This window comes from Brevibacillus sp. FW306-2-1A-C05A (assembly GCF_058781555.1).
Genome location: NZ_JBYSWV010000031.1, coordinates 35,184 through 59,426 on the forward strand (window position 1 = coordinate 35,184; position 24,243 = coordinate 59,426).

Below are 24,243 nucleotides of genomic sequence, written 5' to 3' on the forward strand. Positions count from 1 at the left end.
GATCGTCCAAATTTTGATTTGATTGTAATGCGTCCGTCTTGCTCCTGTCAACGCCCGAATGGGCACACAAAAAAGAAGCGGCTGTGCTACCGCTTCCTTTGTCGTTCCCAGCGCTTTAGATACGGGTAAGGGTCGAAAGCCCAGTCAGCTCCCCCAGTCTCCCGATACATGCCGTAGTGCAGGTGGGGCGGGAATTTTCCGGCGGTGCCAGGCTTGCCGTAGCCGGAGCTGCCGACGTATCCGATCACTTGCCCCGGCTCCACGATGTCGCCGGGCTTCAGTCCCTTTTTGAACGACGACAGGTGGGCGAAGTAATGATACACATTGCCCATGTCGCGCATGCCGATCCGCCAGCCGCCATAGCGGTTCCAGCCGATGACCTCGATCACTCCGTAAGCTGTGGAGAGCACGGGCGTCCCGTGTCGGGCGAAAATGTCGGTGCCTTCGTGAATCCGCCGCCCTCCCCAGCCGCGCGCGTCTCCCCAGGTGCTGCGGTAGCTGTAATCGTACCTCGCCGGGATGGGAAAATGACGCTCGTCCAACTGTAGGTGCTGGTATTTTTCGTACACCTGCGCGAACTGCCGGATCGTTTTCACCGAGCGATCCCGCTGGTAGTAAGACCAGACGCCGATTTGCCAGTCATCCGCAGAAAAGCCGTACTGCGCCAGGTAATGAATGAGAGAAGTGAGTGCGTCGAGATCGTTGTTGCGGTCGGCGAGTCCATCCCCGTCGCCGTCCATGCCCATCCCGCCGAAAAACTGGATCGACACCGGATTCGTGTCCTCCTGGTCGGGGTTCATGCTGCCCGTCCAGCGATCACTCGGGATATCAACGGCAGTCAGACGCGAGGACGATGCCTGGTTGTCCGTTTGCTTTTTGCGTATTTTCATCGTGCGCTCGTACTGATCGATAGCCGCCAAATAGTTCCAGGGAATGCCGTACAAAGACTCCATGCGCCAAAAAAGCTGCAGCCGTTCCCGCAGGAGAGGGTCTGCCTGGTTGGCAGAGGAGCCTTTGGCGAAGGCAGATTCCAGCGGCGAAATGACTGCTGCCACGCATAAGCTGATCTGAATGATGAGGCGGAAAACTCGCATGCCGACTCCCTCCAGCCCGGGTAGTTTCCGTTGTAGTTTCTGCCAGTCTCTGCGGATTATCCGCGAGACTTTTTGGAAGCGGCCGCTGAACTTCTCCGCGCAGCGCAAGCTTCTGGTGTATGATGCAAGGAAGAAATGCTTTTTCAAAAACGGAGGGAGAAAAAATGAAGCTGGTCATTCGGGCAAATGGCCCGCTCTTCCTGGAGTCGCTCGTGAAGCCGCTGCAGCGCATTGCAGGCAGACAGTGTGCGGGATCGTCTGCGTGTTCGGCAGGTGACGCGGTGGACGCCGGGCGCATTTTGGACATGGCGGAACCGTATCGCCCGTATATGGAGGAGGAGCGCTGGCAGTGGGAGACGGCTGCCTTGCGCGAGCTGATGGCAGACCATGGCGCCGGCTCGTGCGGGGGAGAGCTGTATGTGCAGCCGCTTGCGGTGCCATTCGGCCTGTCGCCGCAAGTTTTGTCGCTCGCATCCGGGCTTGTCGTGCGGGAGACGGATGGATTGGACGCAGCGCGAGACTTTTCGGCAGTCGCCATGCTCTGGCTGCAAGTGATGGGCGCAAAGCCGCTGCGGACGCTGGAAGGCGAGCTGCTACAGGTGGAGCATGACGAAGACGGCACAGCGGTGCTTTTGCTTGCATCAGACGGCAGGAGTGAGGGCGAGGACGCGATCCCCGTTTTTCGCGAGCGCAGGCAGCATGCCGATGAGCATATCGACGAAGGCATGCTGCTGCTGCAAGCGAATGTGGACGACGCCAGTCCGGAGTGGCTCGCCTACCTCATGGAGCAATGCTTCAAGGCAGGGGCCAACGACGTTCATTTTTTGCCAGTCACGATGAAAAAAAGCAGGCCGGGGACCATGGTGCAGGTCATGTGCTATGCAAGCCAGTTGGACGCGATGAAAACGCTGTTGTTCGAGGAAACGACGACGTTTGGCATCCGCTACTTCCCTGTGGCCTGCCATCGCCTGGCGCGACGCCATGTCCGTGTAGAGACGAGCTGGGGCGAAGTCGCGGTCAAGCTCGGCTACCATCGGGGTCAGCGGGTGCAGGTCGCGCCGGAGTACGAGAGCTGCGCGGCGGTTGCCCGAGCCAATGGCGTTTCGTTGAAGCAGGTGCATCAGGAAGCGCTGGAATTGGCGACCCGTAAAAGTTCTGTTAAAAAATGGACAGACAGGCAGGAGCGAGACGTGCCTCCAAAGAATTGAAAACGTGGAGTATCCAACCAAACATGTATGGAGGAGGCTCGTGTGATGAGCAAAAAAGTGTTGATCGTGACAGGGGATGCCGTAGAAGCACTGGAGGTGTTCTATCCGTATTACCGTTTGCTGGAGGAAGGCTACGAAGCCGTGATTGCCGCGCCCAGCGTGAAGACGCTGCACACCGTTTGCCATGACTTTGAAGCACACAGCGAGACGTACACAGAAAAGCCTGCTTATCAGTTGCCTGCGCACGCCGCGTTCTCCGACATCAATCCGGAAGCTTTCGACGCCTTGATTATTCCCGGCGGGCGAGCGCCTGAGTACATCCGGCTGAACGAAAGCCTAAAGCCGATCGTCGCCCATTTTTTTGAGGCGAACAAACCAGTTGCGGCGATTTGCCACGGCTCGCAAGTGCTTGCGATCGTGTCCGAGCATCTCGCCGGCCGCAAGCTGACCGCCTACCAGGCGTGCAGACCGGACGTAGAGGCGATGGGCGCGATTTACGAAAAAGAAACGCTCCACGTAGACGGCAATCTCGTGTCTGGTCATGCATGGCCGGATTTGCCCGGCTTCATGCGCGAGTTTCTCCGCCTGCTGCGCTAACGGATAGACAAACCAAAAACTTCCGTCGAATGTCGACGGAAGTTTTTTTACGTTTAGCGGCGTCCGACCAAGAGCCGCAGCACATTCGGCTGGTCGGGCAAGTCGCGGGTTCCTGCGCCGTAGCCGATAGCCTCGACGGTCATGGACGGCAGCGGGCCGAACTGCTCGACCAGCGCGGCGGCAACACCCGCTCCGGTCGGAGTGGTCAGCTCCTTGTCGATCCGCGTCTCGCGCAGCGGTATGCCGACCAAAAGCTCCATGGTAGCGGGGGCCGGAACCGGATAAAGACCGTGGGCGCAGCGCACGTAGCCGTTGCCTGTCGGGATCGGCCCGCAATGCAATTGCCCGATGTCCAGCTCCTCCAGTCCGAGCGCGATGCCTACGACGTCGACGATCGAGTCGAGCGCCCCTACCTCGTGAAAATGGACAGTATCGACTGGGACGTTGTGAATTTTCGCTTCGGCGATCGCGATTTTTTCAAAAATAGCCAGCGAGCGGCGCGTTACGCGCGGGGCCAGCCCGGCTGCCTGAATCATGTCCACGATGTCTTTGTGGCTGCGGTGCTCGTGATCGTTGCCGAGCACCTTCAACGGCTTGAGCGGAAGGGCAGGAGCCTGGCTCTCGTCCACGACGTCCAGCTTCAGCGCGGAGACGCCTGCTTTGACGACCTTTTTCCACTCCAGACGGAAATCTCCTACGGGAAGCTTCCGCAACTCCTGCTCGATCCGGTCGCGATCAGCCCCGGCGTCGACGAGCGCGGCCAAAAGCATGTCGCCGCTTATTCCCGAAAAGCAGTCCAAATACGCAATGCGCACGAGAAACACTCCTTTTCAACCAGTCATTTCCTCTGTATCATATAGGGAAAGTATGTTCGTCTGTTTACTGATTCGTTGTCCAAAGTGTACCATTTGCCGATTCGGTTTGTCATGCGAGGAGTTGATCGGTTCGTGTTGTCATTCATTCATACGGCGGACGTCCATCTGGACGCGCCTTTACATATGCTGGCGGATCTTTACGAGCTTCGGCAGGACGATTTTCGCCGCACCCTGCAAACGATTCGCGATCTGGTTGCAGAAAAGCAGGCCGACTTTTGGCTGATTGCCGGAGATTTGCTGGAATATCACGGGGGCAGGCGCTCCACGGCCATGTTTTTGCGCGACCTGTTTGCGAGCATCGCCCCGATCCCGGTCTGCATCGCGCCGGGAAACCACGATCCGTGGCGGCCGGATTCGTTTTACCAGACGTTGGAGTGGCCGGGCAACGTGTACTGGTTTACGCCGGAGTGGGGCGCTTTTGAGTTTCCGGAAAAGTCATGCGTCGTCTACGGCTGGGGATTTGGGCAGCCGCATGTCTACGAGTCGCCGCTCGCCTCTTTTCCAGGCAAGCTGGACGGCTATCGGCACCACCTGATGGTGCTTCATGCCAGCGTCCTGAACAGGGCAGGGGACGAGCACCAGCCGTACGCTCCGGTTACGTTGCAGGAGCTGGTCGAAACCGGAATGGATTACGTGGCGCTCGGCCATATTCACAAGCCGGAGCAATTTGTGCACCCGCAAACAAGGCAGCCGCTCGCCGCCTATCCCGGCTCGCCGGAAGGGCTGACGAGCAAGGAAGCGGGAGAGCGCTCTGTGCTGTACGGCGAGCTGGATGACGCCGGGAGGTTGACGCTGCAGGCGCTTCCGGTCTGCCAGCGCCAGGTTCGCAAAGTGACGATTCACGCCGCCGGGGCGGAAACGACCGAGCAGCTCGTCGAGGTGATGAACGCGCAGCTTGCGGAAATCGCCAGCACGGATATTGTGTACGTGACCTTGACCGGAGAGCGGGCCGCTCATTTTGTGCCGGCGATTTCCGTCTTGGAGCAGCGCTTTTCGCGATTTTTTTCACTGGCGATCACAGACGAGACGTGGCCTGACATCGACGCAGACAAGCTGGTGGCAGAAGGCGGCGTATGGGGCAAATGGCTTGCCAAGCTGGCGGAGGCCGAGGCGAGCGCCAGAAACGACGAAGAGCGCGAAATTGCCCGGCTGGCGAGGCAGGAGGCGCTCGCGCGGATTGGGGGGAGCATCCGTTGAGGATCGAGGAAATATCGCTTACGGGGTTTGGAAAATGGCAAGGGGCTGACTTTCGCTTCGCTCCCGGACTGAACCTGTTTTACGCTCCCAACGAAGCGGGGAAGTCGACGCTGTTGCATGCCATTTTCGCCGCCCTGTACGGGATGAAGCGCGATTACGTCAAAACGGCGCGCTATTTGCCTGCCTATGAAAAATACCGCCCCTGGCACCAGGGGGACTACGAGACGATCGTCACCTATCAGCTCGGGGGCAAGAAGTACCGCTTGCACCGGACGCTGGCGAAAGAAAGGGAGCAGGCACGCCTGTTTCTCGACCCGGAGTGGACGGAGCTGACAGACGTGTACATGGAGGATCGGCGCAAGGAGCGGAACTTTCTGGAAAAGCATCTGGGGCTTACCCGCAGCCTGTTTACGGATTTGACCTGGATCAGACGGGAGCCGCTGGAAGCTGCCGAGCATCTCATGCCTGCTTTTGCAGATGCACAGGAGGCAAGCCCGCACGTCCACGCCGTTTTGGCGGAGCTGGACCGGGAGCTTGTAAGCATCGGCAAAAAGGAGCGGGCGGAAAACACGCTGTTGGGCAAAGCGGCGTCGCGCGCAGCGAGCAAGGAGCAGGAGCTGGCTCACGCCGAAGCGGCATGGCGCCTGATCCGGCAACTGACGCAATCGATCCAGCTCTGGGAGGAGGAGCGCGAAAGACTCGAACAGCGGCGCATCCGGCTGCGGGAACGTATGCAGAAGTGGCAGGAGCAGGATCAGCTTTGGCAAGAAAGCTGGCAGCGAAGCTATTCGCCCATCGACGCGCAAGATTGGCAATGGTGGCTTGCGCGGGCTGCGAGCGAAGAGGAGCGGCAACTGCACGAAAAAGCGCGCAGCTCGATCATGGCATGGGACGAGCAGACGCCAGACGGTGCGCAGGGAACAGCGGCGAGTCAAGCGCTGGGCGAACTGGAAGCGGATTACGAGCGCGGCACTTCGCTGCGCAAAGCGCGGGAGCAGCGGCATATGCGGCTGGCCGAGCTGGCTGTGCTTGCCCTGTCCACCGGGACGCGCAGCCAGGCGCGGACGCAGCGGCAAGGGAATCGGGCCAAGCGCAAAAAGGGAGCCGTACGCCTGTGGGGCGGCGCTGGGCTATTTGCTATCCTCGGCGCCGTCGGCCTGGCGACGGGGCATCCCGTCCTTGGCGGCAGTTCGCTCGGCTTGAGCTTGCTGTTGCTCGCACTCGGGATTTTCGTGCTGCGGGCAAAAGGGAGCGGACATGCTGTTGCGCCTGTTGCCGCCAGCGAGCAGTTGCAAGAAAGCGAGCGGCTGCAGCAGGAGATCGCCGCCATCGACGCTGAATGGGCGTCCCTTTTGGAGCGCTGGGATGTTCGGGATTGGGATACTTTTCTGGCAAAAAGGGAAGAGCTACAAAGAAGCGCGCAGGAGCAGCGGGCCGTCCGGCTGGAGAGCGATCTGGCCAAAGCAAAGCGGGAGGAAATGCTGCAAGCCGACTGGGGCGAGGCGGTGCGAGCGATTTTGCGGCAGGAAAAGCGGCAGCGCGAGGAAGCAGAGAGCGACTGTCTGGCGCAGTTGTCCCGGATGGAGGACGAGCTGCAAGAGCTGCGGGAAAAAATCGCCCGCGCCTATGGAGAGATGGCCGCCCATGAAGGCGTGTCCGTAGCGAGAGCCAGAGACGAATACGAAGAGGCTGCTATTGCACTGCGTCGGTTGTTGCAGCGCCGGGACGCCCTCCAGCTTGCGCGGGATGCGTTGCAGGAGGCGCAAGGCGAATGGAAGCGCGACGTTTCCCCGGATGTGAACCGGATGGCTTCCGAGGTGATGGCGCAAATTACGGGGGGAGCCTACCGCGACGTGCGGCTCGACCCGACAGAGGGCTTCGCGGTGCGGCTGCTGGAGCCGACGCGCAACCTGATCGTCAGCCACGAGCAATGCTCCACGGGAACGGCCGATCAGCTCTACCTGGCGCAGCGGCTCGCCCTGCTGCAGCACATAAGCAAACGGACAGAGCCGTTGCCGCTGTTTCTGGACGACCATTTTGTCCACTACGATGACGAGCGCCTGCAGCGGACGCTGGCGTACATCGCCAAGCTGGCGGAGCAGCATCAGGTCTTTCTGTTTACTTGCCACGAACGGGAGCAGCGCTTGCTTGCGCCGCTCTTGCGCGGATCGGATTGGCACAAGGCGCATCAGCTCGGGTAATTGTTACCTGACTTGTGAAAGAGGTTGCCCCTTGTAATTCCAACCTCTATAATGGAGTTTGATTATGTCTCGTACCAAGATACATGAGGAGTGGGCCCTATGACGCAACGCAAGCCGGAGTGGCTCAAGATCAACCTTGTTTCAGGACCAGAACTCGCCAGCTTCAAAGAGCTGAAGCAAACCATGCGCAGCAAGACACTACATACCGTTTGCGAAGAAGCAAAATGTCCCAACATTCATGAGTGCTGGGCCAGCGGTACAGCTACGTTCATGATTTTGGGTGATATATGTACCCGTGCCTGTCGGTTTTGTGCCGTAAAAACCGGATTGCCGACAGAGCTTGATGTGGCCGAGCCGGAACGCGTGGCAGAAGCTGCCGAGCAAATGCGTTTGCGGCACGTCGTCGTCACATCCGTTGCCCGTGATGATCTGAAAGACGGAGGCGCGCAAATTTTTGCGGAGACGATTCGGGCGATTCGCCGCCGTCTGCCGTTTGCCTCTGTGGAAGTGCTGATTCCGGACTTCCAAGGGAATTGGGATGCGCTCAAGCTTGTGATGGACGCGAAGCCGGACGTGCTGAACCACAATATTGAGGCAGTCCGCCGCCTGTCTGACCGCGTGCGGGCACGCGCCAAGTACGACCGGACGCTGGAGCTGCTGAAAAAGGCGAAGGAATTCCAGCCGAACATTCCGACGAAGTCCAGCCTGATGATCGGAGTCGGGGAGACGCTTGAAGAAGTGATCGAAACCATGGACGATTTGCGTTCCGTGGATGTCAACATCATGACGATCGGCCAGTACCTGCAGCCGACGAAAAAGCATCTGAAGGTCGAGCACTACTACCATCCGGACGAATTTGCCCGCCTGAAGGAAGAAGGCATGAAGCGCGGTTTCAGCCACGTGGAGGCAGGGCCGCTCGTGCGCAGCTCGTACCACGCACACGAACAGGCGAATGCCGCGAAGGAAACGATTGCCAAGGAGGCCTTGCCACAGGCGCAAGGTCAGTAATAAGAAGAAAAACCCCCTCATTGCATGCGAAAAGGAATCGCTGCAAAAGGGGGTTCTTCTCTATACAGGGGAGATTCGCCTTAGCGACTGGTTGTACCCATTTTCGCTTTTTGAGTCGCATTCGCGTTCTTTTGAGTGTTCATGCTTTTTGCTTGCTCGCCGTCTGTTACGCCGCCCATGCGCTTGATGAGCGTATCGATGCTCGCAGCATCCTCGGTACGCGCTGTATGCACATTGCTGGAACGGCTGGCGACACGGACAATTTCCTGAATGTCATTCGGGTTGTCCGTCACATACACCTTGTAATAGCGTGGCGAGATCGACTGCGCATTCATTTTCGCCTGGTTTTTGGCTGTGCGCGGGTCTACTCCCTGGGTGTTCAGACCGACGAAAATTTCTTCATCCGTCACCAGGACAGTAGAACGCTGAACGCCAGGGCAGCTCGTGGTGACGTTGCCGACTGCTTGCGCCAGAGCGTCGCGGTCTACGTAGACGTTTTGGGCGCCAGCGGTCTTCATGCCTGCCCGGTTTGTCTGGACGTAGCCCATTTTCGGCATGCCGGTTTGCATGATGCCGGCTCCTGCGCGATTCCAGGCCCGCTTTTGATAAATGGAATGGTTCATTCCATTCGGCGTGCCCAACACTCCGTCGTTATGGTCGGTAAAGGCGTTGTAAGGTCGCATGCCACTGGTGTAGGCGTTGTAGTTGTTGACGTTCGCCCGTGGATACGTCCCATTCGGGTACAGGCCGTTATCGACGCCCGGCGTGTTGTTCAGACCGACACCGTTGCGGACGTGCAGTCCGTCAAAGTTTGCGGAGCGCACGCCGTCGTAGTTGCGGACATGCAGCTCGTCAACGTTTGTGACGTGAGGAGCGGTCTGGTTTGGATGCGTGTAGTTCGGCGCAGCGTTGTTCGCACATGCGGAAGCCAAGAGAGCAATGCCTGCAATCGCAGGATACAACCATGTCTTTTTCAATGGTAACACCCCCTACACGATAGAATGTCCAGGGGGCTTGCGCAGTTTTCGTGGGAATTTTATCTCTTGCTGTTTGAAATGTGATAAGATGGACGAAAGTACACAAGTGTAAGGAGGAAGCGGACTTGATTCGCACGCAAGCCGGTACTTATGAAGTCATGGAAGAAAATCGCGACGGCTGGAATCCGGAAGCATTCAGGGAGCGTTACAGCGATATCCTCGACAAATACGATTACATCGTCGGAGACTGGGGCTATGGACAGCTTCGTTTGCGGGGATTTTATACAGATTCCAACCGCAAAGTACCGTTCGAGCAGCGGATCGCCGCTTTGGATGAGTACCTGCACGAGTTTTGCAACTTTGGTTGCCCGTACTTTGTCTTGCGCAAAGTAAAAGCGGCGGTCGGCAACAACGGCCCGGAACAGGACGGCCAGGACGAGAATCAGGATAACATTCTCGATATCCGCCAGAACGCATCCCGTGGCGACAATTCTCCGCTGATTGTCGAGCGCAAGGAGCGGCGCCGTTTTCATCCGCGCCAAAACAGGCAGGAGCGCCAGGAACGAAACAACGGAGGCGCCAACGAGCGGTCCGGAGGCCGCAATGAGCGCTCGGACAAGCCGAAGTTTCACAAGGATAAGCCGGAGAAAAACGGCAAGGACTCGTCCTCGCGGGAGAAGCGCCCGAACCAGTCGCGTCCCAATCGCGAGCGCGACAAAGTTCCAACCGGACAAGGCCAAAGCACGCCGAGGCGTGACACATAAGGAAGACAAACAAAAAAGAAGCTGGGAAAAACAACGCGTTTTTCTCCGGCTTCTTTTTCATTTGAGGAAAGCGGCTTTGTTTTTTTGATTCGTAGACTGAACAAATCTTGCAAAACGCCAGTCGTTTTATGTAAAATATTTACACGCATATGCTCGTTTTTGTAAAATGTAGTAAAATTTGTATATTCGTGCGAAGAAGGGGGGAGGAAATATGGGGGAATGTAAGACCATGATATTTTACGTTGTCTGGTTTTAGCCACTATCATGAAGAATGACAGCGATTTCATTCGTTGTGTGACACTATTCGAAGCTTTCCGACCACACGCAACAGATCAACAAAAAACGGAATACAAGCAAATCATGGAGGGGATACGAAATGAAGAAGTCGATTTTGCTAGCAATCGTTTTAGTTTTGGGACTGTATAGTAGCGTTACGAGTGGACAAGCACCAATCCCAAAAGGAACCGTTATCCAATATGAACACGGTGTTGGCGGGTAAACGCGGATAAACATGGAGAAAAATCATCCTCAAAAGAGGATGATTTTTTTTACTATTCAAATTTTTTCAACCGCCAACTTTCTGAATGTCGATGTATAGTTATAAATGTGCTTTTCTGCAAGAAAAAGGGAGTGATAACCTTAGGGGTTATTTCATATAAAAATGACGTTCCATCAACGCAGGACACAAGAGAGTAAAGGGGTATTTTCCCGTACTTACCAGCCAAAGGGGCCGTCTCCAAGTCGATTTTTCGGCTTTGGAGATGCCCCTTTTCCATTTCAAAAACCTTGGTCGATCATGCTGCTGATTTTGAGAAATGAGTGGATTTTCCCCTTTGGAACAACCCCTTTTTATACCATCTCAGCTCTTAGCGTTAGAACCCGTATCCGCCGAAAAACGGATAGGGCTGGTACGGATATGGATAGTACGGATACGAGTATGGATACGGGTACGGATAGTAATAGGGCGGATAGAAGCTATAAGGGAGCGGGATGATGAGAGGGAACCCGCTGTCGTTTCTTCTTCTGCGAAAGAAGACGGGGTGCGCCTGATCTTCCGGAATCGTCTGGTATTGGTCTTCCGCCTGGTGAGCCTGAAGTTGTTGATCGTCAGCTTGATAAGATTGCATGGTGCGACTGCACTCCTCTCGTTTGTCTGTACGTGCAGTAGCATTATACGAGACATCCGCCTGTGTGGAGAGTTGTCCTCATGGATTTGGGCACAAAACAGCCCATCCCGAAAGGCTCGTTTCGAGATGGGCTTGGGACATGCAGAAGACGGATGTTAAATCACAGTTTCCAAAAAGGTTTTCAGCTCTTCCGCTTCCTGCTCGTTCAAGTTAAAGGCAAATTCGAGATAGCCTTCTTCCTCCAGATCGTCGTGCCCGATAATGGCAGAACGGCCGTTTTGGATGTTAATGACGAGCTTTTTGCCGTAAAAACGGTTGGTCGTCGTGATAGCCAGGTCGAAGCGGGTCGCTTCGCCTGTGAAGCTGACAAATCGCGTTTTGGTGTCCTCCGATTCGTCGTACAAATAAAACAAGTCATTCGCCATAAATACGCTCCTCTACTTCCATGCCAGATTTGGTTTGTGCTCGATATTGTGCAAAGCGCGGACAAAACGGATCGTTTTCGTCTGGGCGCGCATGACGATGGAGTGCGTCTCCACCATGTCGTCGCCCAAGTAGCGGACTCCCTGCAGCAGCTCGCCGTCCGATACCCCTGTTGCCGCGAAGATGGCGTCGTCTCCTTTTACCATATCGTGCAACGTCAGCAACTGCTCCGGATTGGCAAGCCCCATCTTGATGCAGCGCTCCCGCTCGCTGTCGTTTTGCGGCTTGAGCATCGCCTGCATGTCGCCGCCGAGACATTTGATCGCCGCCGCGCTGATGACGCCTTCCGGTGCGCCGCCGATTCCGAGAAACAGGTCAATCCCTGTATGCGGCAGACAGGCGGCAATCGCTGCGCCGACATCGCCGTCGCCGAACAGCTTGACGCGCGCGCCTTTTTCCCGGACGGTGTCGATGATGTCCTGGTGCCGCTCCCGCTCCTGGATGATGACGGTCACATCCTGAACGCGTTTGTTGTTCGCTTTGGCTACTACTTCTATCATTTTATCCACGGGATCGAAAAGGTTGATTTTTCCCGCAGCCCGCTTGCCAACCGCCATTTTCATCATGTACATGTCGGGGGCATGCAGCAAGGTTCCGCGGTCACCGACAGCGATCACCGACATGGCATTGTTGTGTCCCTTGGCGACGATCGTCGTTCCCTCCAGCGGGTCTACGGCGACGTCTACCTCCGGGCCGACCGCATCCGGGTGGCCGAGCTTTTCGCCAATGTACAGCATCGGGGCTTCGTCCAGCTCGCCTTCGCCAATGACGACCGTCCCTCTCATGTTGATCGTGTCAAACATGGCGCGCATGGCGCTGGTCGCTGCTCCGTCCGCTTCATTTTTCTTTCCTCGTCCCATCCAGTGTGACGAGGCGAGGGCAGCCATTTCTGTCACCCGCACGATTTCCAATGCCAGTTCGCGTTCCACAGTTGTGTTCCTCCCTTTATGCCGGCAAAAAATTCACCCCATCATTGTAACATAAAGTACAAGCTGATTCGTGACAGCCGGGACAAATTTGGTATACTGTTGGAGGAAAAGAGGTGAAAGCCGTGAGCAATTCCTATTTGCAGGAAGGGGAATTGGTCCTTCTCGTCCTGGTGCTGACGTTTGTGTTTACTACCTATTATGCAAAACGAAAAGCAAAAAAGCGAAAATAAGGAGAATCTCATGTACGACGTGAATACAAAGCGAATTGACCAAGTATTGGCCTATATGTCTCGCATGCTTGATCTGCTGGACAAGCTCAGGGAACGGGGAGCCGAAGCGGTTTTGTCGGACGAAGTGGCTGTTGCAGCGATGGAGCGAGCCCTGCACTTGTCCATCGAAGGAATTGTCGATGTCGGAAATGCGCTGATCGACGGCTTTATCATGCGCGATCCTGGCAGCTACAGTGATATTGTAGAAATTTTGCGCGACGAGCAAGTCGTTACCGATGAGCAGGCGGCGATTCTGACCCGCGTTGTCGATTTCCGCAAGCATCTGGTCATTGACTATACGAGCGTTCCGGCGGAGGAAATGTTCGCGCTGGTGAACGAAGCCGTGGCAGCGATGCGGCAGTTTGACCCGCATGTGCGTGCGTTTTTGCAGAAAGAATTGTTCTAGAAAATGGAGAAGCGGATTTTTTATACAAAACACTTTCGTTTGTTTACTAAAGCGTGCCGATCCGCTACAATAAGTAGAAAGGACGGTGATACGTATGACAAACGAGGGGACGTCCACTCGTGACCAAATCCTGCACATGCTCAAGGTAAAAGGCTCACTCTCTGTCAGCGACATGGCCGTCGATCTTGGCATTACAGAAATGGCGGTAAGACGCCATCTGAACACCCTGGAGAGAGACAATCTGATTAAGTCTACGCTTGTGAGGCAAGCGATGGGACGACCAACCAACGTATATTCCTTGTCGCAGGAAGCAGATGAGCTGTTTCCGCGCAATTATTCTCATTTAACGCTCGACTTTTTGCAAGACTTAAAGGAGATTGACGGGCCGGGAAAAGTCGAAATGCTGTTCCGCCGCCGCGAAAATCGCCTGGAGGAAACGTATCGCGCCCATATGCAAGGAGACTTGCGGGACCGCGTGGCCAAGCTTGCCGAACTGCAAAACGAAAAAGGCTACATGGTCGAGTGGGAAGCGGATACGGATGGAAACACGTATCGCATCCAGGAGTTCAACTGTCCAATCGCCCAGGTCGCGCGCGAATTCAATCAGGCCTGCACCTGTGAGCTGTCGCTGTTTCGCCGGGTGCTGAAAGCCGACGTGGAGCAAACGTCCTGCATGGCAAAAGGCGGAGACAAGTGCGTGTTTGAAATCAAAAAAGCGTAAAAACAGTGTCAATGATCGCCACTTTTGTACGATTCGGTGCAGGGTGGCTTTTTTGCAACAAGATGTGCAGCGGCAAGAAGAAGTAAAGGCAGATGCGAGCGCATTCCAGGATTCGTCCATTCGCGAGCTGTTTCTGCACGCCAAGGCGCATCCGAAGCAGATTGACGGCTTGCTGGGTTCGATTGCGGATTTTTTGGACGGGGAAGCGGATACGTATAAAAAAGGACTGGCCTGCATTATCGCCGGGACGTTGGTTGAAAAGGGAGGCGACCCGGCCGGGATCGTCGGGGCGGTCGTCCGGCAACTGGAGCGCCACCTGATTTTGCTGGAAGCGTATTTTCAACAGGACGACGAGCTGTCGCTTGCCGAGCGGTTCCAGACAGCGCCGGATACGGTCAAGGCACAGGTGACGTCGGACTTTGTGGTTTTGGCGACGATGACGATGATTTGCCGCGACAAGCAGGCGAGAATCGAGCTGAGACAAAATCAGCAACTGCTTCGACTGATCGAGGAGCTGGAGGAACAGATCGACAATCTGCATTTTGTGAACATCGTGCTGGGCAGCGAAGACGATCTGGAGGTCGTGGCCCTGCACCCGGAGACATCGACGGGGATCAGGCTGCGGCTGTCGATGGTGCAAAACAACTTTCATCTGTTTACGCGCTCATGGGATTTGTCTTTTTGCGTTCCGGTTCACAATGCGCTGACCCCGCAAGCATAACTGGTCGAAGTGCTGTCTTGCGAACAGGTAAAAGCATGGACCGAGAAGATCGTAGAGCAGTGGAAAAAAGCCAGGTAGCGAGACGAAGGCAGGAAGCGGCAGAGCCCGTTTTCCTGCCTTTTTTGGCGGGCAAAAGCAGACGGGCGGCTCGTCAAATGGCGCAAAAGCGGGTATCGTAAAGGAAGGCCAGAAGTTTTGGCAACAGAGATAGATCAGACTGGATGGAGGAGAAGCAACATGAAACCGTACAAAGGCTACCTGATTGATCTGGATGGAACCATTTACCGAGGCAATGAGCCGATTCCCGGCGCTGCCGAATTTGTCCGCTACTTGAAAGCGAACCGCATTCCGTACCTGTTTTTGACCAACAATTCGTCCGCATCGGCCGAGCGCGTGGCAGCGCGACTGAGCGGGATGGGAGTTGAGGCAACCGCACAGGATGTATATACGACCAGCATGGCGACTGTTGAATATTTGCAAGAAAAGGCGCCCGCAGGGGCAAGCGTGTATGCGATTGGCGAGGAAGGCTTGCTGTCACAACTGGAAGCGGCAGGCTTCAGGCTGACAGCAGACGATCCTGCCTACGTCATCGTTGGAATCGACCGTGCCTTCACGTACGAAAAGCTGACGATCGCTACCCGCGCCATCCGCGCAGGCGCTACTTTTATCGCGACCAATGCAGATGCCGCGCTGCCGACAGACAACGGACTGTTTCCAGGAAACGGCTCGCTCGTTGCCGCCGTGTCGGTCGCATCCGCTACGAAGCCGATCGTCATCGGCAAGCCGGAGCCGATCATCGTGCGCTACGCGCTTTCCGTCCTCGGCACAGAGGCATCCGAGACGTTGATCGTCGGCGACAACCTGTTCACCGACATTGAAGCTGGAGCAAACAGCGGCCTGGACAGCCTGCTCGTCCTGACAGGCTATTCGACGCGGGAAGAAGCTGCCCGCCACGCGGTGCAGCCGACGCATATCGCCAAAGACTTGCCGGAGTGGCAGCTACGCATCTCGCTCTAGGCACTCTTCCTGCTGCTTCTGGCGATGGGCAATCCGGCTGGAAGCAGCAGCGGCAATCGCTCCGACGAGGTCGTCCAAAAACGTGTGGACGCCGAAGCGTTTGTCGTTGAGCTGGGCCAGCTTGCCGTGTTTGAGCTTGTCGACGTAGCCGAAGTTGGTAAAGCCGATACTGCCGTACAGATTGACGATGGCAAGCGCCATTACCTCATCCACGCCGTAAAGCGGCTCGTCCGTTTCGATAATTTTTTGAAGCGGCGGCAGCAGTTGTTTTTGCTCCGCGAGCATGTCCAACTGGATGCCAGTCAGAAGCGCATTTTGCACCTCGCGCTTTTTCAGCACGGCCTTCACGCTGTCCAGGCACAGCTCCATCGTCAGGTCGGGGACGTATTTCGTTTGCAAGAAAAACACAATCTCGGCGATGTCATCGAGGGAAACGCCGCGTTTTCCCAAAAGCCCGATGACCACCTCCAGGCAGCTCTCGCTGTTGAGCGGATGCTCGATCATCTAGGTTTTCCTCCTTTTCCGGCGATCATGAGTTCTTCTAGTATCTGCATCCAGATAGGCACCTATCCCGGTTTTGCGACATACAATGCGCCAAGAGAAGGTGTGCAAGGAGGATGGACCCGTATGGAGGAAAAAGAGCTGCTGCAGGAGCGATATGGCTTCCAGTTGCAAAACTACCGCGTGACGGGCGCCAGCAAGGTGCTCGAAACCGACCAGGGCCTGTATTACATGTTCGAAGCGCCTGCCGGCTATCGGTACAAAAGCAAGTTCGTCGAGCGCGTGCGCAAGCATTTGAGCCAGCAGCAAGACATCCGCATGCTGAAGCTGGTCAAGACCACTGGCGGACAGTCCCATTTTGTCGAGGACGACCAGCTTTACTATTTGTATCGCGGAGTGCGCGAGGCCGTTCCGGACAATGCGCCCTATGCAAGCGGCCAGTCGCTGGCGCAATTTCATCAGGCTACGAAAAATTTTTCCGGAGACAAACTGTTTATTCCGTACAGCTCGCTGGGGAACTGGCCGAGCACGTGGCGCAGAAAGCTACGGCATTACAACGAGTACCGGGATGAATTGGACGAATCGGACGTCGAGCTGACGCCGATGGATGAGCTGCTTTTGACCTGCTATACGTACGTGCATCAGCTCGGGGAAATCTCGGTCCAGTACTTGCAGGAAGCGGGCTACGACAAAGTCGTGAAGGAAACGGCCGGGCTTGGAAAAGTAGCCTACCAAAATTTTGACCAAGGGTATATGCTATGGAATGAGAAGGATGTACGCCTGATGGCGGGGGAATGGAACTGGGTTCTCGACATGCGGGCTCGCGATCTGGGGCAATGGCTGAAAGCCGAAACGAGACGCAACGGCTGGAATGACGAAGCCGCGATCAACTTTTTCGACGGCTACAACAGCGTTGCGCCGCTGCTTTCCGGGGAGTACGCCGTGATCTACGCGCTCATGCTCTATCCGGGCCGCTTTTTAAAGCTTGTGGAAGCCTACAAGGAGCTTCCGCTGGAGGAGAAGCAGGAAGTGAACGTGGAAGCGTGGCAATCCCAACTGGAAGACGAGCTGGCGAAAATGGAAGAAGGACTCCGGCACTATCCCCGTCTGGTCGAAGAGCATTACGGCGTGTCCATTCCACAAATTGATTGGCTGTGGAGGCAAAACAATGAGCAAGCCACAAGTATTCGTCACGAGGAAACTGACCAATGAAGTCATAGCCATGCTGGAGACAGTAGCCCATGTCAGCGTGTGGGAGGGAGATACTCCAGTGCCGCGCGCGAAGCTTTTGGAAGAGATCGAGCAAGCGGACGCGGTGCTGACCATGCTGACAGAACGGGTGGATGAGGAGCTTTTGCGCCGTGCGAAGAAGCTGCGCATCGTTGCGAATATGGCTGTAGGTTATGACAATATCGACGTGGCCGCCTGCAAAAGACGAGGGGTCACGGTGACCAACACGCCTGACGTGTTGACAGAGGCGACGGCGGATTTGGCGTTTGCGCTGCTCTTGGCGACTGGCCGCAGATTGACGGAAGCGAACCGTTTTTTGCTCGCCGGAGAATGGACCTCGTGGAGCCCGTACCTGATGGCCGGGCAAAGCGTGTACGGAACGACCTTGGGCATTATCGGCATGGGACGGATCGGCGAGGCGGTTGCCCGGCGAGCAGCAGGCTTCAACATGCGCATTTTGTATCACAACCGCAATCGCAAGGAAGAGGCGGAGGCAAAAACGGGAGCGCGGCTGGCCGGGCTGGATGAGCTGCTCCAGGAGTCGGACTACGTCGTGCTGCTGACGCCGCTGACAGAAGAGACGCGGCATTTGATGGGGGAAAGAGAATTTGCCCTGATGAAAAAGTCGGCTGTCTTCGTGAATGTGTCCCGGGGTGGCACCGTCGACGAAGCCGCCTTGTACGAGGCTTTGGTTTCCGGACAAATATGGGCGGCGGGGCTGGACGTATTTAGACAGGAGCCGGTTCCGCTCGACCATCCGCTTTTGTCCCTGCCAAATGTAGTCGCACTCCCGCATATCGGCAGCGCCACGATCCAGACGCGAGATGAGATGGCACGGCTGGCGGCAGCCAACATCGTCGCTGTGCTGAGCGGGAAGGAGCCGTTGACCGCGCTATGAGCACTGTGTTGATCCTGGCGGCGGGGCTGTTGCTTTTGGCAGTCGTAGCGGCTTCCGCTATAGCCTTGCATGTCACCTGGCGTCTGACTCATCCCGTGCGCAAGCCGATCGACATGGACCCGCAAGACTTCGGGATCGAGGGAGCGGAGGCGGTGGTATTCCCAAGCAGAGAGCCGGGGATTTCACTGGCGGGCTGGTATCTGTCCGCTACCCAAAATGGGCGAACGCCAAATGGCCGGACAGTGATTTTTGCCCACGGCTACAGCCAGAACAGGCAGGAGCCGCATCTGCCCGCGCTGGCGCTCGCCGCAAAGCTGGTGCATGCCGGCTATGATGTGTTCATGTTCGACTTCCGCAACAGCGGCCAGTCCAGCCCATCGTTGACCACGATCGGGTTGCGCGAACAGCAGGATTTGCTCGGCGCCATAGATTTTGCCGAAGCGAAAAAGCCGGGACAGACGATCGGCCTCATCGGCTTTTCCATGGGGGCAGCGACGTCGCTTCTCGTCGGCGGGGCAGACCCAAGAATTGCGGCTGTTGTGGCAGACTCTCCGTTTTATTCGCTCAGGGAATATTTGGAGGAAAATTTGCCGCAATGGACGGGCCTGCCGCGCTTTCCTTTTAGCTGGCTGATTTTGACCTTGAGCCCGGTATTGCTCCGCGCGAATCCGCGCCATGTCAAGCCGTATGAAATCGTAAGCCGCGCGAAAAAGCCGATCATGTTCATTCATGGGACCAAAGACTCGACTGTGCCCGCGGAAAACAGCAAGCGGCTGCACGCGTTGGCACAGGATGAGGACTCGCAAATTTGGCTCGTTCCGCACGCCGGGCACGTGCGCAGCTTCGCTTTGCTTCCGGATGAGTATGCGGAGCGGGTCATTGCCTTTTTGGAAAAAGGGATGAGAAAAGCAGGCAAGAGCGCGGGAGCATTCGCCCTGCGAAAATAAAAAAAGCAGCTACGCCGAAGACGGTAGCTGCTTTCATGGCTGTGCGCCTGGATTAAAATACTTGTTGCACTTCTTTGATGCCTGGGATTTCTTCCACCAGTGCGCGTTCGATCCCTGCTTTCAGGGTGATGGTGGAGGAAGGGCAACTGCCGCATGCACCCATCAGGCGCAGCTTCACGATGCCATCTTCTACGTCAACAAGTTGTACGTCACCGCCGTCACGTTGCAGGTAAGGGCGCAGTTTATCGAGAACTTCTTGTACTTGATCCATCATATCCATGTTACATTCACTCCTTTCCAACTCTCCTTTATTATAATCGTACGCTGGCGATAAATCCATGGCTTACATGCCCTGTTAGCACTTTCACGCCAGAAGTATAATCAATGTGAACCGCATGGACTTTTTGCAATAGCAGCATGTTATAATGAAAAAGCAAGTACTTCAACATAAGGAGTCAGATTTTCGTGAACGTATTTCGCAATGTGAAGGAACTGATTGGCAATACGCCAATCGTCGAAATTACACAGTTTGAGCTTCCCGAGGGAGTACGCTTGTTTGCCAAGCTGGAATATTTTAATCCAGGCGGCAGTGTGAAGGACAGACTGGGCATGGAATTGATCCGCGCCGCTGAAGAAAATGGCCAACTGAAGCCAGGGGGCACCATTATCGAACCGACAGCAGGGAATACAGGAATTGGTGTGGCACTCGCCGCTGTAGGAACCGGCTATAAAGTCATTTTTTGCGTCCCGGCCAAGTTTTCCGAGGAAAAGCAGGAGCTGATGCGCGCGCTTGGAGCCGAGGTTGTGAATACCCCGACCGAGCTGGGCATTAAAGGAGCAATCGCCAAGGCACAGGAGCTGGCCGCGTCGATTCCAGGCTCGTTCGTGCCGCAGCAATTCGCAAATCCGGCGAACCCCGACGCCCACTACAAGACGACAGGCCCGGAAATCTGGAGCCAAATGGACGGCCAAGTGGATGTGTTTGTCGCAGGTGCCGGGTCCGGCGGTACATTCATGGGCGTAGCCCGCTATTTGAAGGAGCAAAATCCGAACATTAAGACCGTGATTGTGGAGCCGGAGGGTTCGATCCTGAACGGGGGAGAGTCTGGTCCGCACAAAACGGAAGGCATCGGCATGGAGTTTTTGCCGCCGTTCATGGACACCAGCTACTTCAACGCGATTCACACCATTCTCGATGTGGAAGCATTCGATCTGGTCAAGCAGCTCGCCGCCAAAGAAGGCTTGCTCGTCGGCAGCTCTGCCGGTGCAGCGATGGCAGCGGCTCTGCGCGAAGCGAAGGAAGCAGCTCCGGGCACGAACATCGTCACCTTGTTCGCGGATGGCAGCGAACGCTATCTGAGCAAAAAAATTTACCAGGGAGGAATTTAAGATGCGCATCAAAACCCGGCTGATCCACGGCGGAATTGATGGAGATCCACATACAGGAGCGGTTTCCGTTCCGATTTACCAGGTGAGCACGTACAAGCAGGAAGCAATCGGCGTTCACAAAGGCTTTGAATATTCCCGTACCGGCAACCCGACGCGCCACGCGCTGGAGACGTACATTGCAGAAATCGAAGGCGGCGCCCGCGGCTTTGCTTTTGGCTCCGGCATGGCGGCATTGTCCACGATTCTTTCCCTGTTCAGCAAGGGCGATCATCTCGTAGTCGGCGACGATGTGTACGGCGGTACATATCGCGTAGTGACCCGCGTCTTTTCCCGCATGGGCCTGGAAGCAAGCTACGTCGACACCAGCAATCTGGAAGCGGTAGAGGCAGCCATTCGCCCGGAAACAAAAGCGATCATCATGGAGACGCCGACCAACCCGTTGCTGAAAGTAAGCGACATTCGCGCGCTGGCGGACATCGCCAAGGCAAAAGGCGTACTGCTCGTCGTCGACAACACGTTCATGACGCCATACTGGCAAAATCCGCTCGATCTGGGCGCAGACATCGTGTTCCACAGCGCAACGAAGTATTTGGGCGGCCACAGTGACGTCGTCGCAGGTCTGGTTGTCGCCAAAGATGCACAGATCGGAGAAGACCTGCATTTCGTGCAAAACGCGATCGGCGGCGTCCTCGGCCCGCAAGATTCCTGGCTGCTTCTGCGCGGCATGAAAACGCTTGGCATTCGCATGGAAGAGCACGAGCACAATGCGCGCACATTGGCAAAATGGCTGTCCGAGCGCAGCGACATCAAACGGGTCATTTATCCGGGCTTGTCCAGCCACTCCGGGCATGAGCTGATTCAAAAACAAGCGCGCGGCTTCGGCGGCATGATCTCGTTTGACGTCGGCAGCGCTGAACGCGCCGATGAAGTTTTGGCAAAAGTGAAGTATTACACGCTGGCTGAATCGCTGGGAGCTGTCGAAAGCCTCATCAGCGTGCCTGCCCGCATGACACACGCCTCCATCCCGGCAGAGCGCCGCGCCGAGTTGGGCATTACGGACGGTTTGGTGCGCATTTCTGTAGGGATCGAAGACGTACAAGACTTGATCGAGGATCTCGACCAGGCGCTGTCTTAATCCCGCAACACATCTCGCACAGCGACGGACCCGAGAGGAGGCGGATGAGATGAGTGTGGAAATCAAGGTGTTTGGAACCGAACAGCTCTGCGCAAGCTGCGTCAATTTGCCATCAGCCAAAGAAACGGCAGAATGGCTGCAGGCTGCTCTGTCCCGCAAATACGGCAGCGGCAGCATCCGCATCGTGTACAGCGACTTTCAACACCCGCAGACAGACGATGACAAAAGCTGGGCGACACGCATCATTGAGGAAGATTTATGGTATCCGCTTGTCGTAATTTCCGGGGAAATTGTCGGCGAGGGAAATCCTAAGCTCAAAGACATTTACGAAAAGCTGGAAAGTATGGGTGTCACTCCGCTGGCTGCGCAGACTGAAAGCGAATAGGCCACCGCCCAAGGCTTGCTCCGATTAAGGAACCGATCAGATGGTGATATCTGGTCGGTTTTTTGCGTCGCTGATTAGTTGGGGGCTTTTCGACGGGTGGGGAAGGATGTTTTTTTGCTTGGCTGCCAGCCCTATAAGCAACTGTCAACCCCTCAAGAACTGTTGGCGAGGAAATCTACCGTTAGCACCTTGTGCATCTTACGGCAGGCAATGCCCCGCTGCACGAAGAAGGCCGGCTGCTGGCTGCTCGCCGTGTGCCCGTCGGCTGCTCGCCGCCACTGGTTAGCCCGCCCGGAATAGAGAGTTTTTACCTCTTTGTATTTGATTCGTAAACCATTTGTAACGAAAAAAAAGCGGCTTCGTCCTATAGTTGTCTATGTAGTCAAGAACAACCAGGGAGGAAAAAACAATGAACAAAAAATGGATGAAACCAGCCGCCTTTCTCGTATTGGCAGGAGTGGTAGGCGTAGCAGGACTGAATCTGGCAGGTACGAAGGCAGCGCATGCCGCCTCTGAAAAAGGCAAACTTTTCGCAGCAGCAGACGAATTGAAGCTCGACAAAAACACCTATGTCATCGACGTGAAGTCCGCTGATGTAAACGGAGATAAGCTAGAAGATACAGTCTTTCTGGTCGGACAAAAAGAGAAAGCCGACGACATTTACGCGTCCAACATGAACATCGTCGTGCAAGACGGCAAATCGAAAACTTACAGCGCAACAGACATCAAGGAGCTGGGCGGCTACGAAGGCGAGCTGACGCTCGTAGACTTCACCGGAGATCACGTAGCCGATGCGTTCGTGAAAACAGCGACGGGCGGCAGCGGCGGCATCTACCATCACGTGATCGCAACGTTTGCAAACAACAAGCCAACCGTCATTTTTGGCGAAAAGGAAAACGAAGGCATCCGCTACGAAGGCAAGTTCGTGAATGGCTTCAAGGTGGAGGGAAAAGGCGCTCAGTTGGACAAGCCGTTGAGCATTGACGTAAGTGCCAACCAGGATGTTTACATGGCGGCCAAGCTGTACGACAAAGCCGGAAAAGTGCAGGCAGACGGCGAGGACGTAACCGTATATTCGTATCCGTTTGGCTCGCTGACGCCAATCGACATGGACGGAAACGGAACCTATGAACTCGCAGGACAACAACGAATCGTGGGCATGAACAACACGGATACCGTTTCCCGCATCAACTCCGTCTGGGGCTACCAGGGCGCAGGCAAATGGAACCCGTGGGAAGTGGAATACTCCACCTTCCTGGTAAAACACCCAGGCGAAGCGATCAACACGACGATCGAGAAGTAAGCTTGTTTGTTTGCAGCAAGATCAAAGAAGCGTCCCCTTTTCCAGAAGGAAGAGAGGATTTTTTTGTGTAGGCTGTCTTGTTCTACTGTCCGCTGCACGCTCATATCCTTCATTGGAACAGCCCAAACCAAGGAGGACGAGCAGATGGAACAGCTAATCGCCCGCTTTTACGAACTGAAAGAAATCCAAAAACAGGTAGAGGATGAACTTGGCGCGCTGCGAAGCAAGCTGATCGACACCTACGCGGAAGCCGGCAGCGCCGAGGAAGGCGACTTCAAGCTGTCGATCAGCTACCAGGAACGCCGGGAATACAGCGACGACCGCCTCTACAACTCCTTGCCCGACCCGACCCTCTGGCGCCTCATGTCCCGGGCCGACACCGGGAAAATCGCCAGCCTGCTCAAGCTGAACGTCATCCATGAGGGGATATTGGAGGGGACGTATGAGCAGAAGAAGGTGCCGGTTTTGCGGGTGCAGAAGAGGTGAGGAAGAAAAGTCAATTGAATACAGACAGGAGGACCGTCAGACAAAGTGCTGGCGGTCTGTTTTTTTGCTCGCATTGCATTTCGGGCTGTAGAAAGTTTTATAGTTCTAAAATCCTATAAATGTAATCGTGGTTCGTGACTTTTTGTCCATTGTTAAAGAATGGAAACAATCCGATATCTGTGGTGATGGGTTTTAATTCCTTTTTATATATACATTGGATGGTAGAACAGCAAAGCAACAAACGGAACAGCAAGAATCCTCCAATCTATATAGGACCGATTGCGGAGAGGAGGAAAATGATAGCCATTCTTTGATTTGTTCGTCACTGACAGGTTGTCCGTCTTTTGACAACGAATAACCGGGTATAGGTCTTCC

The 24,243-nt window shown here is 55.7% G+C and carries 27 protein-coding genes; 19 read left to right on the forward strand and 8 right to left on the reverse strand.

From position 1 onward, the window contains the following. Positions 1 to 86: 86 nt before the first annotated feature. Positions 87 to 1,094 (reverse strand): M23 family metallopeptidase, encoded by a 1,008-nt coding sequence (locus AC3WJN_RS17730; RefSeq protein WP_005829427.1) that lies wholly within the window; start codon positions 1,092 to 1,094, stop codon positions 87 to 89. A 164-nt stretch (positions 1,095 to 1,258) separates the two neighbouring features. Here AC3WJN_RS17730 and larC2 point away from each other — a divergent pair, with 164 nt between their 5' ends. Together larC2 and AC3WJN_RS17740 are read left to right on the forward strand one after the other, a co-directional pair. After that, positions 1,259 to 2,302 carry a nickel pincer cofactor biosynthesis protein LarC2 gene (gene larC2 / locus AC3WJN_RS17735; RefSeq protein WP_007777821.1) on the forward strand — a complete coding sequence of 348 codons (1,044 nt, stop codon included), beginning with the start codon at positions 1,259 to 1,261 and terminating at the stop codon, positions 2,300 to 2,302. 45 nt (positions 2,303 to 2,347) lie between these two features. Then, on the forward strand, positions 2,348 to 2,899 hold the full coding sequence (locus tag AC3WJN_RS17740) for a DJ-1/PfpI family protein (protein WP_005829432.1): 552 nt from the start codon (positions 2,348 to 2,350) through the stop codon (positions 2,897 to 2,899). 53 nt (positions 2,900 to 2,952) lie between these two features. On the opposite strand, the gene larC is transcribed toward AC3WJN_RS17740, so the two are convergent. Beyond that, positions 2,953 to 3,714, reverse strand: coding sequence for a nickel pincer cofactor biosynthesis protein LarC (larC, locus tag AC3WJN_RS17745; protein WP_005829434.1), 762 nt, complete (start codon positions 3,712 to 3,714; stop codon positions 2,953 to 2,955). A 132-nt stretch (positions 3,715 to 3,846) separates the two neighbouring features. Between larC and AC3WJN_RS17750 the strand changes: the two genes are divergently transcribed. From AC3WJN_RS17750 to lipA, 3 genes are all read left to right on the forward strand, one after another. After that, positions 3,847 to 4,971: a metallophosphoesterase family protein gene (locus AC3WJN_RS17750; protein WP_007777825.1), complete on the forward strand. Its 1,125-nt coding sequence runs from the start codon at positions 3,847 to 3,849 to the stop codon at positions 4,969 to 4,971. Beyond that, positions 4,968 to 7,172, forward strand: coding sequence for an ATP-binding protein (locus AC3WJN_RS17755; protein WP_007777827.1), 2,205 nt, complete (start codon positions 4,968 to 4,970; stop codon positions 7,170 to 7,172). The genes AC3WJN_RS17750 and AC3WJN_RS17755 overlap by 4 nt, the downstream gene beginning before the upstream one ends. 99 nt (positions 7,173 to 7,271) lie before the next feature. Continuing rightward, on the forward strand, positions 7,272 to 8,180 hold the full coding sequence (gene lipA / locus AC3WJN_RS17760) for a lipoyl synthase (protein WP_005829441.1): 909 nt from the start codon (positions 7,272 to 7,274) through the stop codon (positions 8,178 to 8,180). Between the two features lie 80 nt (positions 8,181 to 8,260). On the opposite strand, the gene AC3WJN_RS17765 is transcribed toward lipA, so the two are convergent. Continuing rightward, positions 8,261 to 9,157: a YhcN/YlaJ family sporulation lipoprotein gene (locus AC3WJN_RS17765; RefSeq protein WP_005829443.1), complete on the reverse strand. Its 897-nt coding sequence runs from the start codon at positions 9,155 to 9,157 to the stop codon at positions 8,261 to 8,263. A 125-nt stretch (positions 9,158 to 9,282) separates the two neighbouring features. On the opposite strand from AC3WJN_RS17765, the gene AC3WJN_RS17770 reads away from it, so the two are divergent. Further along, the gene (locus AC3WJN_RS17770; RefSeq protein WP_007777835.1) at positions 9,283 to 9,921 is read left to right on the forward strand and encodes a YutD family protein; all 639 of its coding nucleotides are present in this window, start codon (positions 9,283 to 9,285) and stop codon (positions 9,919 to 9,921) included. An 872-nt stretch (positions 9,922 to 10,793) separates the two neighbouring features. Here AC3WJN_RS17770 and AC3WJN_RS17775 read toward each other — a convergent pair. The 3 genes from AC3WJN_RS17775 to glpX all read right to left on the reverse strand — a co-directional run bounded on the left by AC3WJN_RS17775 (position 10,794) and on the right by glpX (position 12,460). Continuing rightward, positions 10,794 to 11,048 (reverse strand): hypothetical protein, encoded by a 255-nt coding sequence (locus AC3WJN_RS17775; protein WP_007777841.1) that lies wholly within the window; start codon positions 11,046 to 11,048, stop codon positions 10,794 to 10,796. 155 nt (positions 11,049 to 11,203) lie between these two features. Further along, a complete protein-coding gene (locus AC3WJN_RS17780; RefSeq protein WP_005836598.1) occupies positions 11,204 to 11,473 on the reverse strand; it encodes a DUF3055 domain-containing protein in 270 nt (89 codons plus the stop codon). 12 nt (positions 11,474 to 11,485) lie between these two features. Then, positions 11,486 to 12,460 carry a class II fructose-bisphosphatase gene (glpX, locus tag AC3WJN_RS17785; protein ID WP_005836600.1) on the reverse strand — a complete coding sequence of 325 codons (975 nt, stop codon included), beginning with the start codon at positions 12,458 to 12,460 and terminating at the stop codon, positions 11,486 to 11,488. A 240-nt stretch (positions 12,461 to 12,700) separates the two neighbouring features. Here glpX and AC3WJN_RS17790 point away from each other — a divergent pair, with 240 nt between their 5' ends. The 5 genes from AC3WJN_RS17790 (at position 12,701) to AC3WJN_RS17810 (ending at position 15,594) form a co-directional block, all read left to right on the forward strand. After that, on the forward strand, positions 12,701 to 13,135 hold the full coding sequence (locus AC3WJN_RS17790; protein ID WP_005836602.1) for a DUF86 domain-containing protein: 435 nt from the start codon (positions 12,701 to 12,703) through the stop codon (positions 13,133 to 13,135). 94 nt (positions 13,136 to 13,229) lie between these two features. Beyond that, positions 13,230 to 13,856 (forward strand): helix-turn-helix transcriptional regulator, encoded by a 627-nt coding sequence (locus AC3WJN_RS17795; protein ID WP_005836603.1) that lies wholly within the window; start codon positions 13,230 to 13,232, stop codon positions 13,854 to 13,856. Between the two features lie 52 nt (positions 13,857 to 13,908). Then, complete coding sequence (locus tag AC3WJN_RS17800; RefSeq protein ID WP_007777853.1) at positions 13,909 to 14,577, forward strand: hypothetical protein; 669 nt, start codon at positions 13,909 to 13,911, stop codon at positions 14,575 to 14,577. A 35-nt stretch (positions 14,578 to 14,612) separates the two neighbouring features. Further along, positions 14,613 to 14,756 (forward strand): hypothetical protein, encoded by a 144-nt coding sequence (locus tag AC3WJN_RS17805; protein WP_157179492.1) that lies wholly within the window; start codon positions 14,613 to 14,615, stop codon positions 14,754 to 14,756. A gap of 58 nt (positions 14,757 to 14,814) precedes the next feature. Beyond that, entirely contained in the window at positions 14,815 to 15,594 is a 780-nt protein-coding gene (locus AC3WJN_RS17810) for a TIGR01457 family HAD-type hydrolase (RefSeq protein ID WP_007777856.1), read from the forward strand. On the opposite strand, the gene AC3WJN_RS17815 is transcribed toward AC3WJN_RS17810, so the two are convergent. Next, positions 15,577 to 16,098 carry a phosphatidylglycerophosphatase A family protein gene (locus tag AC3WJN_RS17815; RefSeq protein WP_025843829.1) on the reverse strand — a complete coding sequence of 174 codons (522 nt, stop codon included), beginning with the start codon at positions 16,096 to 16,098 and terminating at the stop codon, positions 15,577 to 15,579. The two genes, AC3WJN_RS17810 and AC3WJN_RS17815, sit on opposite strands and share 18 nt — an antisense overlap. Before the next feature lie 123 nt (positions 16,099 to 16,221). On the opposite strand from AC3WJN_RS17815, the gene AC3WJN_RS17820 reads away from it, so the two are divergent. The 3 genes from AC3WJN_RS17820 to AC3WJN_RS17830 are packed head-to-tail and all read left to right on the forward strand — an operon-like array spanning position 16,222 to position 19,170. Continuing rightward, positions 16,222 to 17,307: a protein kinase family protein gene (locus AC3WJN_RS17820; RefSeq protein ID WP_290426483.1), complete on the forward strand. Its 1,086-nt coding sequence runs from the start codon at positions 16,222 to 16,224 to the stop codon at positions 17,305 to 17,307. Beyond that, positions 17,264 to 18,223: a 2-hydroxyacid dehydrogenase gene (locus tag AC3WJN_RS17825; RefSeq protein ID WP_429779514.1), complete on the forward strand. Its 960-nt coding sequence runs from the start codon at positions 17,264 to 17,266 to the stop codon at positions 18,221 to 18,223. The genes AC3WJN_RS17820 and AC3WJN_RS17825 overlap by 44 nt, the downstream gene beginning before the upstream one ends. Next, complete coding sequence (locus tag AC3WJN_RS17830; RefSeq protein ID WP_026558116.1) at positions 18,220 to 19,170, forward strand: alpha/beta hydrolase; 951 nt, start codon at positions 18,220 to 18,222, stop codon at positions 19,168 to 19,170. Before AC3WJN_RS17825 ends, AC3WJN_RS17830 begins: the two co-directional genes overlap by 4 nt. Before the next feature lie 52 nt (positions 19,171 to 19,222). Here the strand turns inward: AC3WJN_RS17830 and AC3WJN_RS17835 are convergent, their stop codons facing one another. Next, entirely contained in the window at positions 19,223 to 19,444 is a 222-nt protein-coding gene (locus tag AC3WJN_RS17835; RefSeq protein WP_005836042.1) for a NifU family protein, read from the reverse strand. A gap of 191 nt (positions 19,445 to 19,635) precedes the next feature. Here AC3WJN_RS17835 and cysK point away from each other — a divergent pair, with 191 nt between their 5' ends. The 5 genes from cysK to AC3WJN_RS17860 all read left to right on the forward strand — a co-directional run bounded on the left by cysK (position 19,636) and on the right by AC3WJN_RS17860 (position 23,868). Continuing rightward, a complete protein-coding gene (gene cysK, locus AC3WJN_RS17840; RefSeq protein WP_005836044.1) occupies positions 19,636 to 20,559 on the forward strand; it encodes a cysteine synthase A in 924 nt (307 codons plus the stop codon). A 1-nt stretch (position 20,560) separates the two neighbouring features. Continuing rightward, positions 20,561 to 21,694: a bifunctional cystathionine gamma-lyase/homocysteine desulfhydrase gene (locus AC3WJN_RS17845; RefSeq protein ID WP_005836046.1), complete on the forward strand. Its 1,134-nt coding sequence runs from the start codon at positions 20,561 to 20,563 to the stop codon at positions 21,692 to 21,694. A gap of 49 nt (positions 21,695 to 21,743) precedes the next feature. Beyond that, on the forward strand, positions 21,744 to 22,079 hold the full coding sequence (locus AC3WJN_RS17850) for a YuzD family protein (protein WP_005836047.1): 336 nt from the start codon (positions 21,744 to 21,746) through the stop codon (positions 22,077 to 22,079). Positions 22,080 to 22,488: 409 nt separating this feature from the next. Next, complete coding sequence (locus AC3WJN_RS17855) at positions 22,489 to 23,382, forward strand: YybI family spore inner coat protein (RefSeq protein WP_005836049.1); 894 nt, start codon at positions 22,489 to 22,491, stop codon at positions 23,380 to 23,382. Between the two features lie 144 nt (positions 23,383 to 23,526). Continuing rightward, positions 23,527 to 23,868, forward strand: coding sequence for a hypothetical protein (locus AC3WJN_RS17860; RefSeq protein ID WP_005836051.1), 342 nt, complete (start codon positions 23,527 to 23,529; stop codon positions 23,866 to 23,868). Positions 23,869 to 24,243: the final 375 nt, after the last annotated feature.

What these genes read in the sequence shown, in the direction of transcription:
- AC3WJN_RS17730 (WP_005829427.1), bottom strand. Translation starts at nt 1,094, where the DNA reads ATGCGAGTTTTCCGCCTCATCATTCAGATCAGCTTATGCGTGGCAGCA.
- larC2 (WP_007777821.1), top strand. Translation starts at nt 1,259, where the DNA reads ATGAAGCTGGTCATTCGGGCAAATGGCCCGCTCTTCCTGGAGTCGCTC.
- AC3WJN_RS17740 (WP_005829432.1), top strand. Translation starts at nt 2,348, where the DNA reads ATGAGCAAAAAAGTGTTGATCGTGACAGGGGATGCCGTAGAAGCACTG.
- lipA (WP_005829441.1), top strand. Translation starts at nt 7,272, where the DNA reads ATGACGCAACGCAAGCCGGAGTGGCTCAAGATCAACCTTGTTTCAGGA.
- AC3WJN_RS17775 (WP_007777841.1), bottom strand. Translation starts at nt 11,048, where the DNA reads ATGCAATCTTATCAAGCTGACGATCAACAACTTCAGGCTCACCAGGCG.
- AC3WJN_RS17780 (WP_005836598.1), bottom strand. Translation starts at nt 11,473, where the DNA reads ATGGCGAATGACTTGTTTTATTTGTACGACGAATCGGAGGACACCAAA.
- AC3WJN_RS17790 (WP_005836602.1), top strand. Translation starts at nt 12,701, where the DNA reads ATGTACGACGTGAATACAAAGCGAATTGACCAAGTATTGGCCTATATG.
- AC3WJN_RS17795 (WP_005836603.1), top strand. Translation starts at nt 13,230, where the DNA reads ATGACAAACGAGGGGACGTCCACTCGTGACCAAATCCTGCACATGCTC.
- AC3WJN_RS17805 (WP_157179492.1), top strand. Translation starts at nt 14,613, where the DNA reads ATGGACCGAGAAGATCGTAGAGCAGTGGAAAAAAGCCAGGTAGCGAGA.
- AC3WJN_RS17810 (WP_007777856.1), top strand. Translation starts at nt 14,815, where the DNA reads ATGAAACCGTACAAAGGCTACCTGATTGATCTGGATGGAACCATTTAC.
- AC3WJN_RS17815 (WP_025843829.1), bottom strand. Translation starts at nt 16,098, where the DNA reads ATGATCGAGCATCCGCTCAACAGCGAGAGCTGCCTGGAGGTGGTCATC.
- AC3WJN_RS17820 (WP_290426483.1), top strand. Translation starts at nt 16,222, where the DNA reads ATGGAGGAAAAAGAGCTGCTGCAGGAGCGATATGGCTTCCAGTTGCAA.
- AC3WJN_RS17825 (WP_429779514.1), top strand. Translation starts at nt 17,264, where the DNA reads ATGAGCAAGCCACAAGTATTCGTCACGAGGAAACTGACCAATGAAGTC.
- AC3WJN_RS17830 (WP_026558116.1), top strand. Translation starts at nt 18,220, where the DNA reads ATGAGCACTGTGTTGATCCTGGCGGCGGGGCTGTTGCTTTTGGCAGTC.
- AC3WJN_RS17835 (WP_005836042.1), bottom strand. Translation starts at nt 19,444, where the DNA reads ATGATGGATCAAGTACAAGAAGTTCTCGATAAACTGCGCCCTTACCTG.
- AC3WJN_RS17845 (WP_005836046.1), top strand. Translation starts at nt 20,561, where the DNA reads ATGCGCATCAAAACCCGGCTGATCCACGGCGGAATTGATGGAGATCCA.
- AC3WJN_RS17850 (WP_005836047.1), top strand. Translation starts at nt 21,744, where the DNA reads ATGAGTGTGGAAATCAAGGTGTTTGGAACCGAACAGCTCTGCGCAAGC.
- AC3WJN_RS17855 (WP_005836049.1), top strand. Translation starts at nt 22,489, where the DNA reads ATGAACAAAAAATGGATGAAACCAGCCGCCTTTCTCGTATTGGCAGGA.
- AC3WJN_RS17860 (WP_005836051.1), top strand. Translation starts at nt 23,527, where the DNA reads ATGGAACAGCTAATCGCCCGCTTTTACGAACTGAAAGAAATCCAAAAA.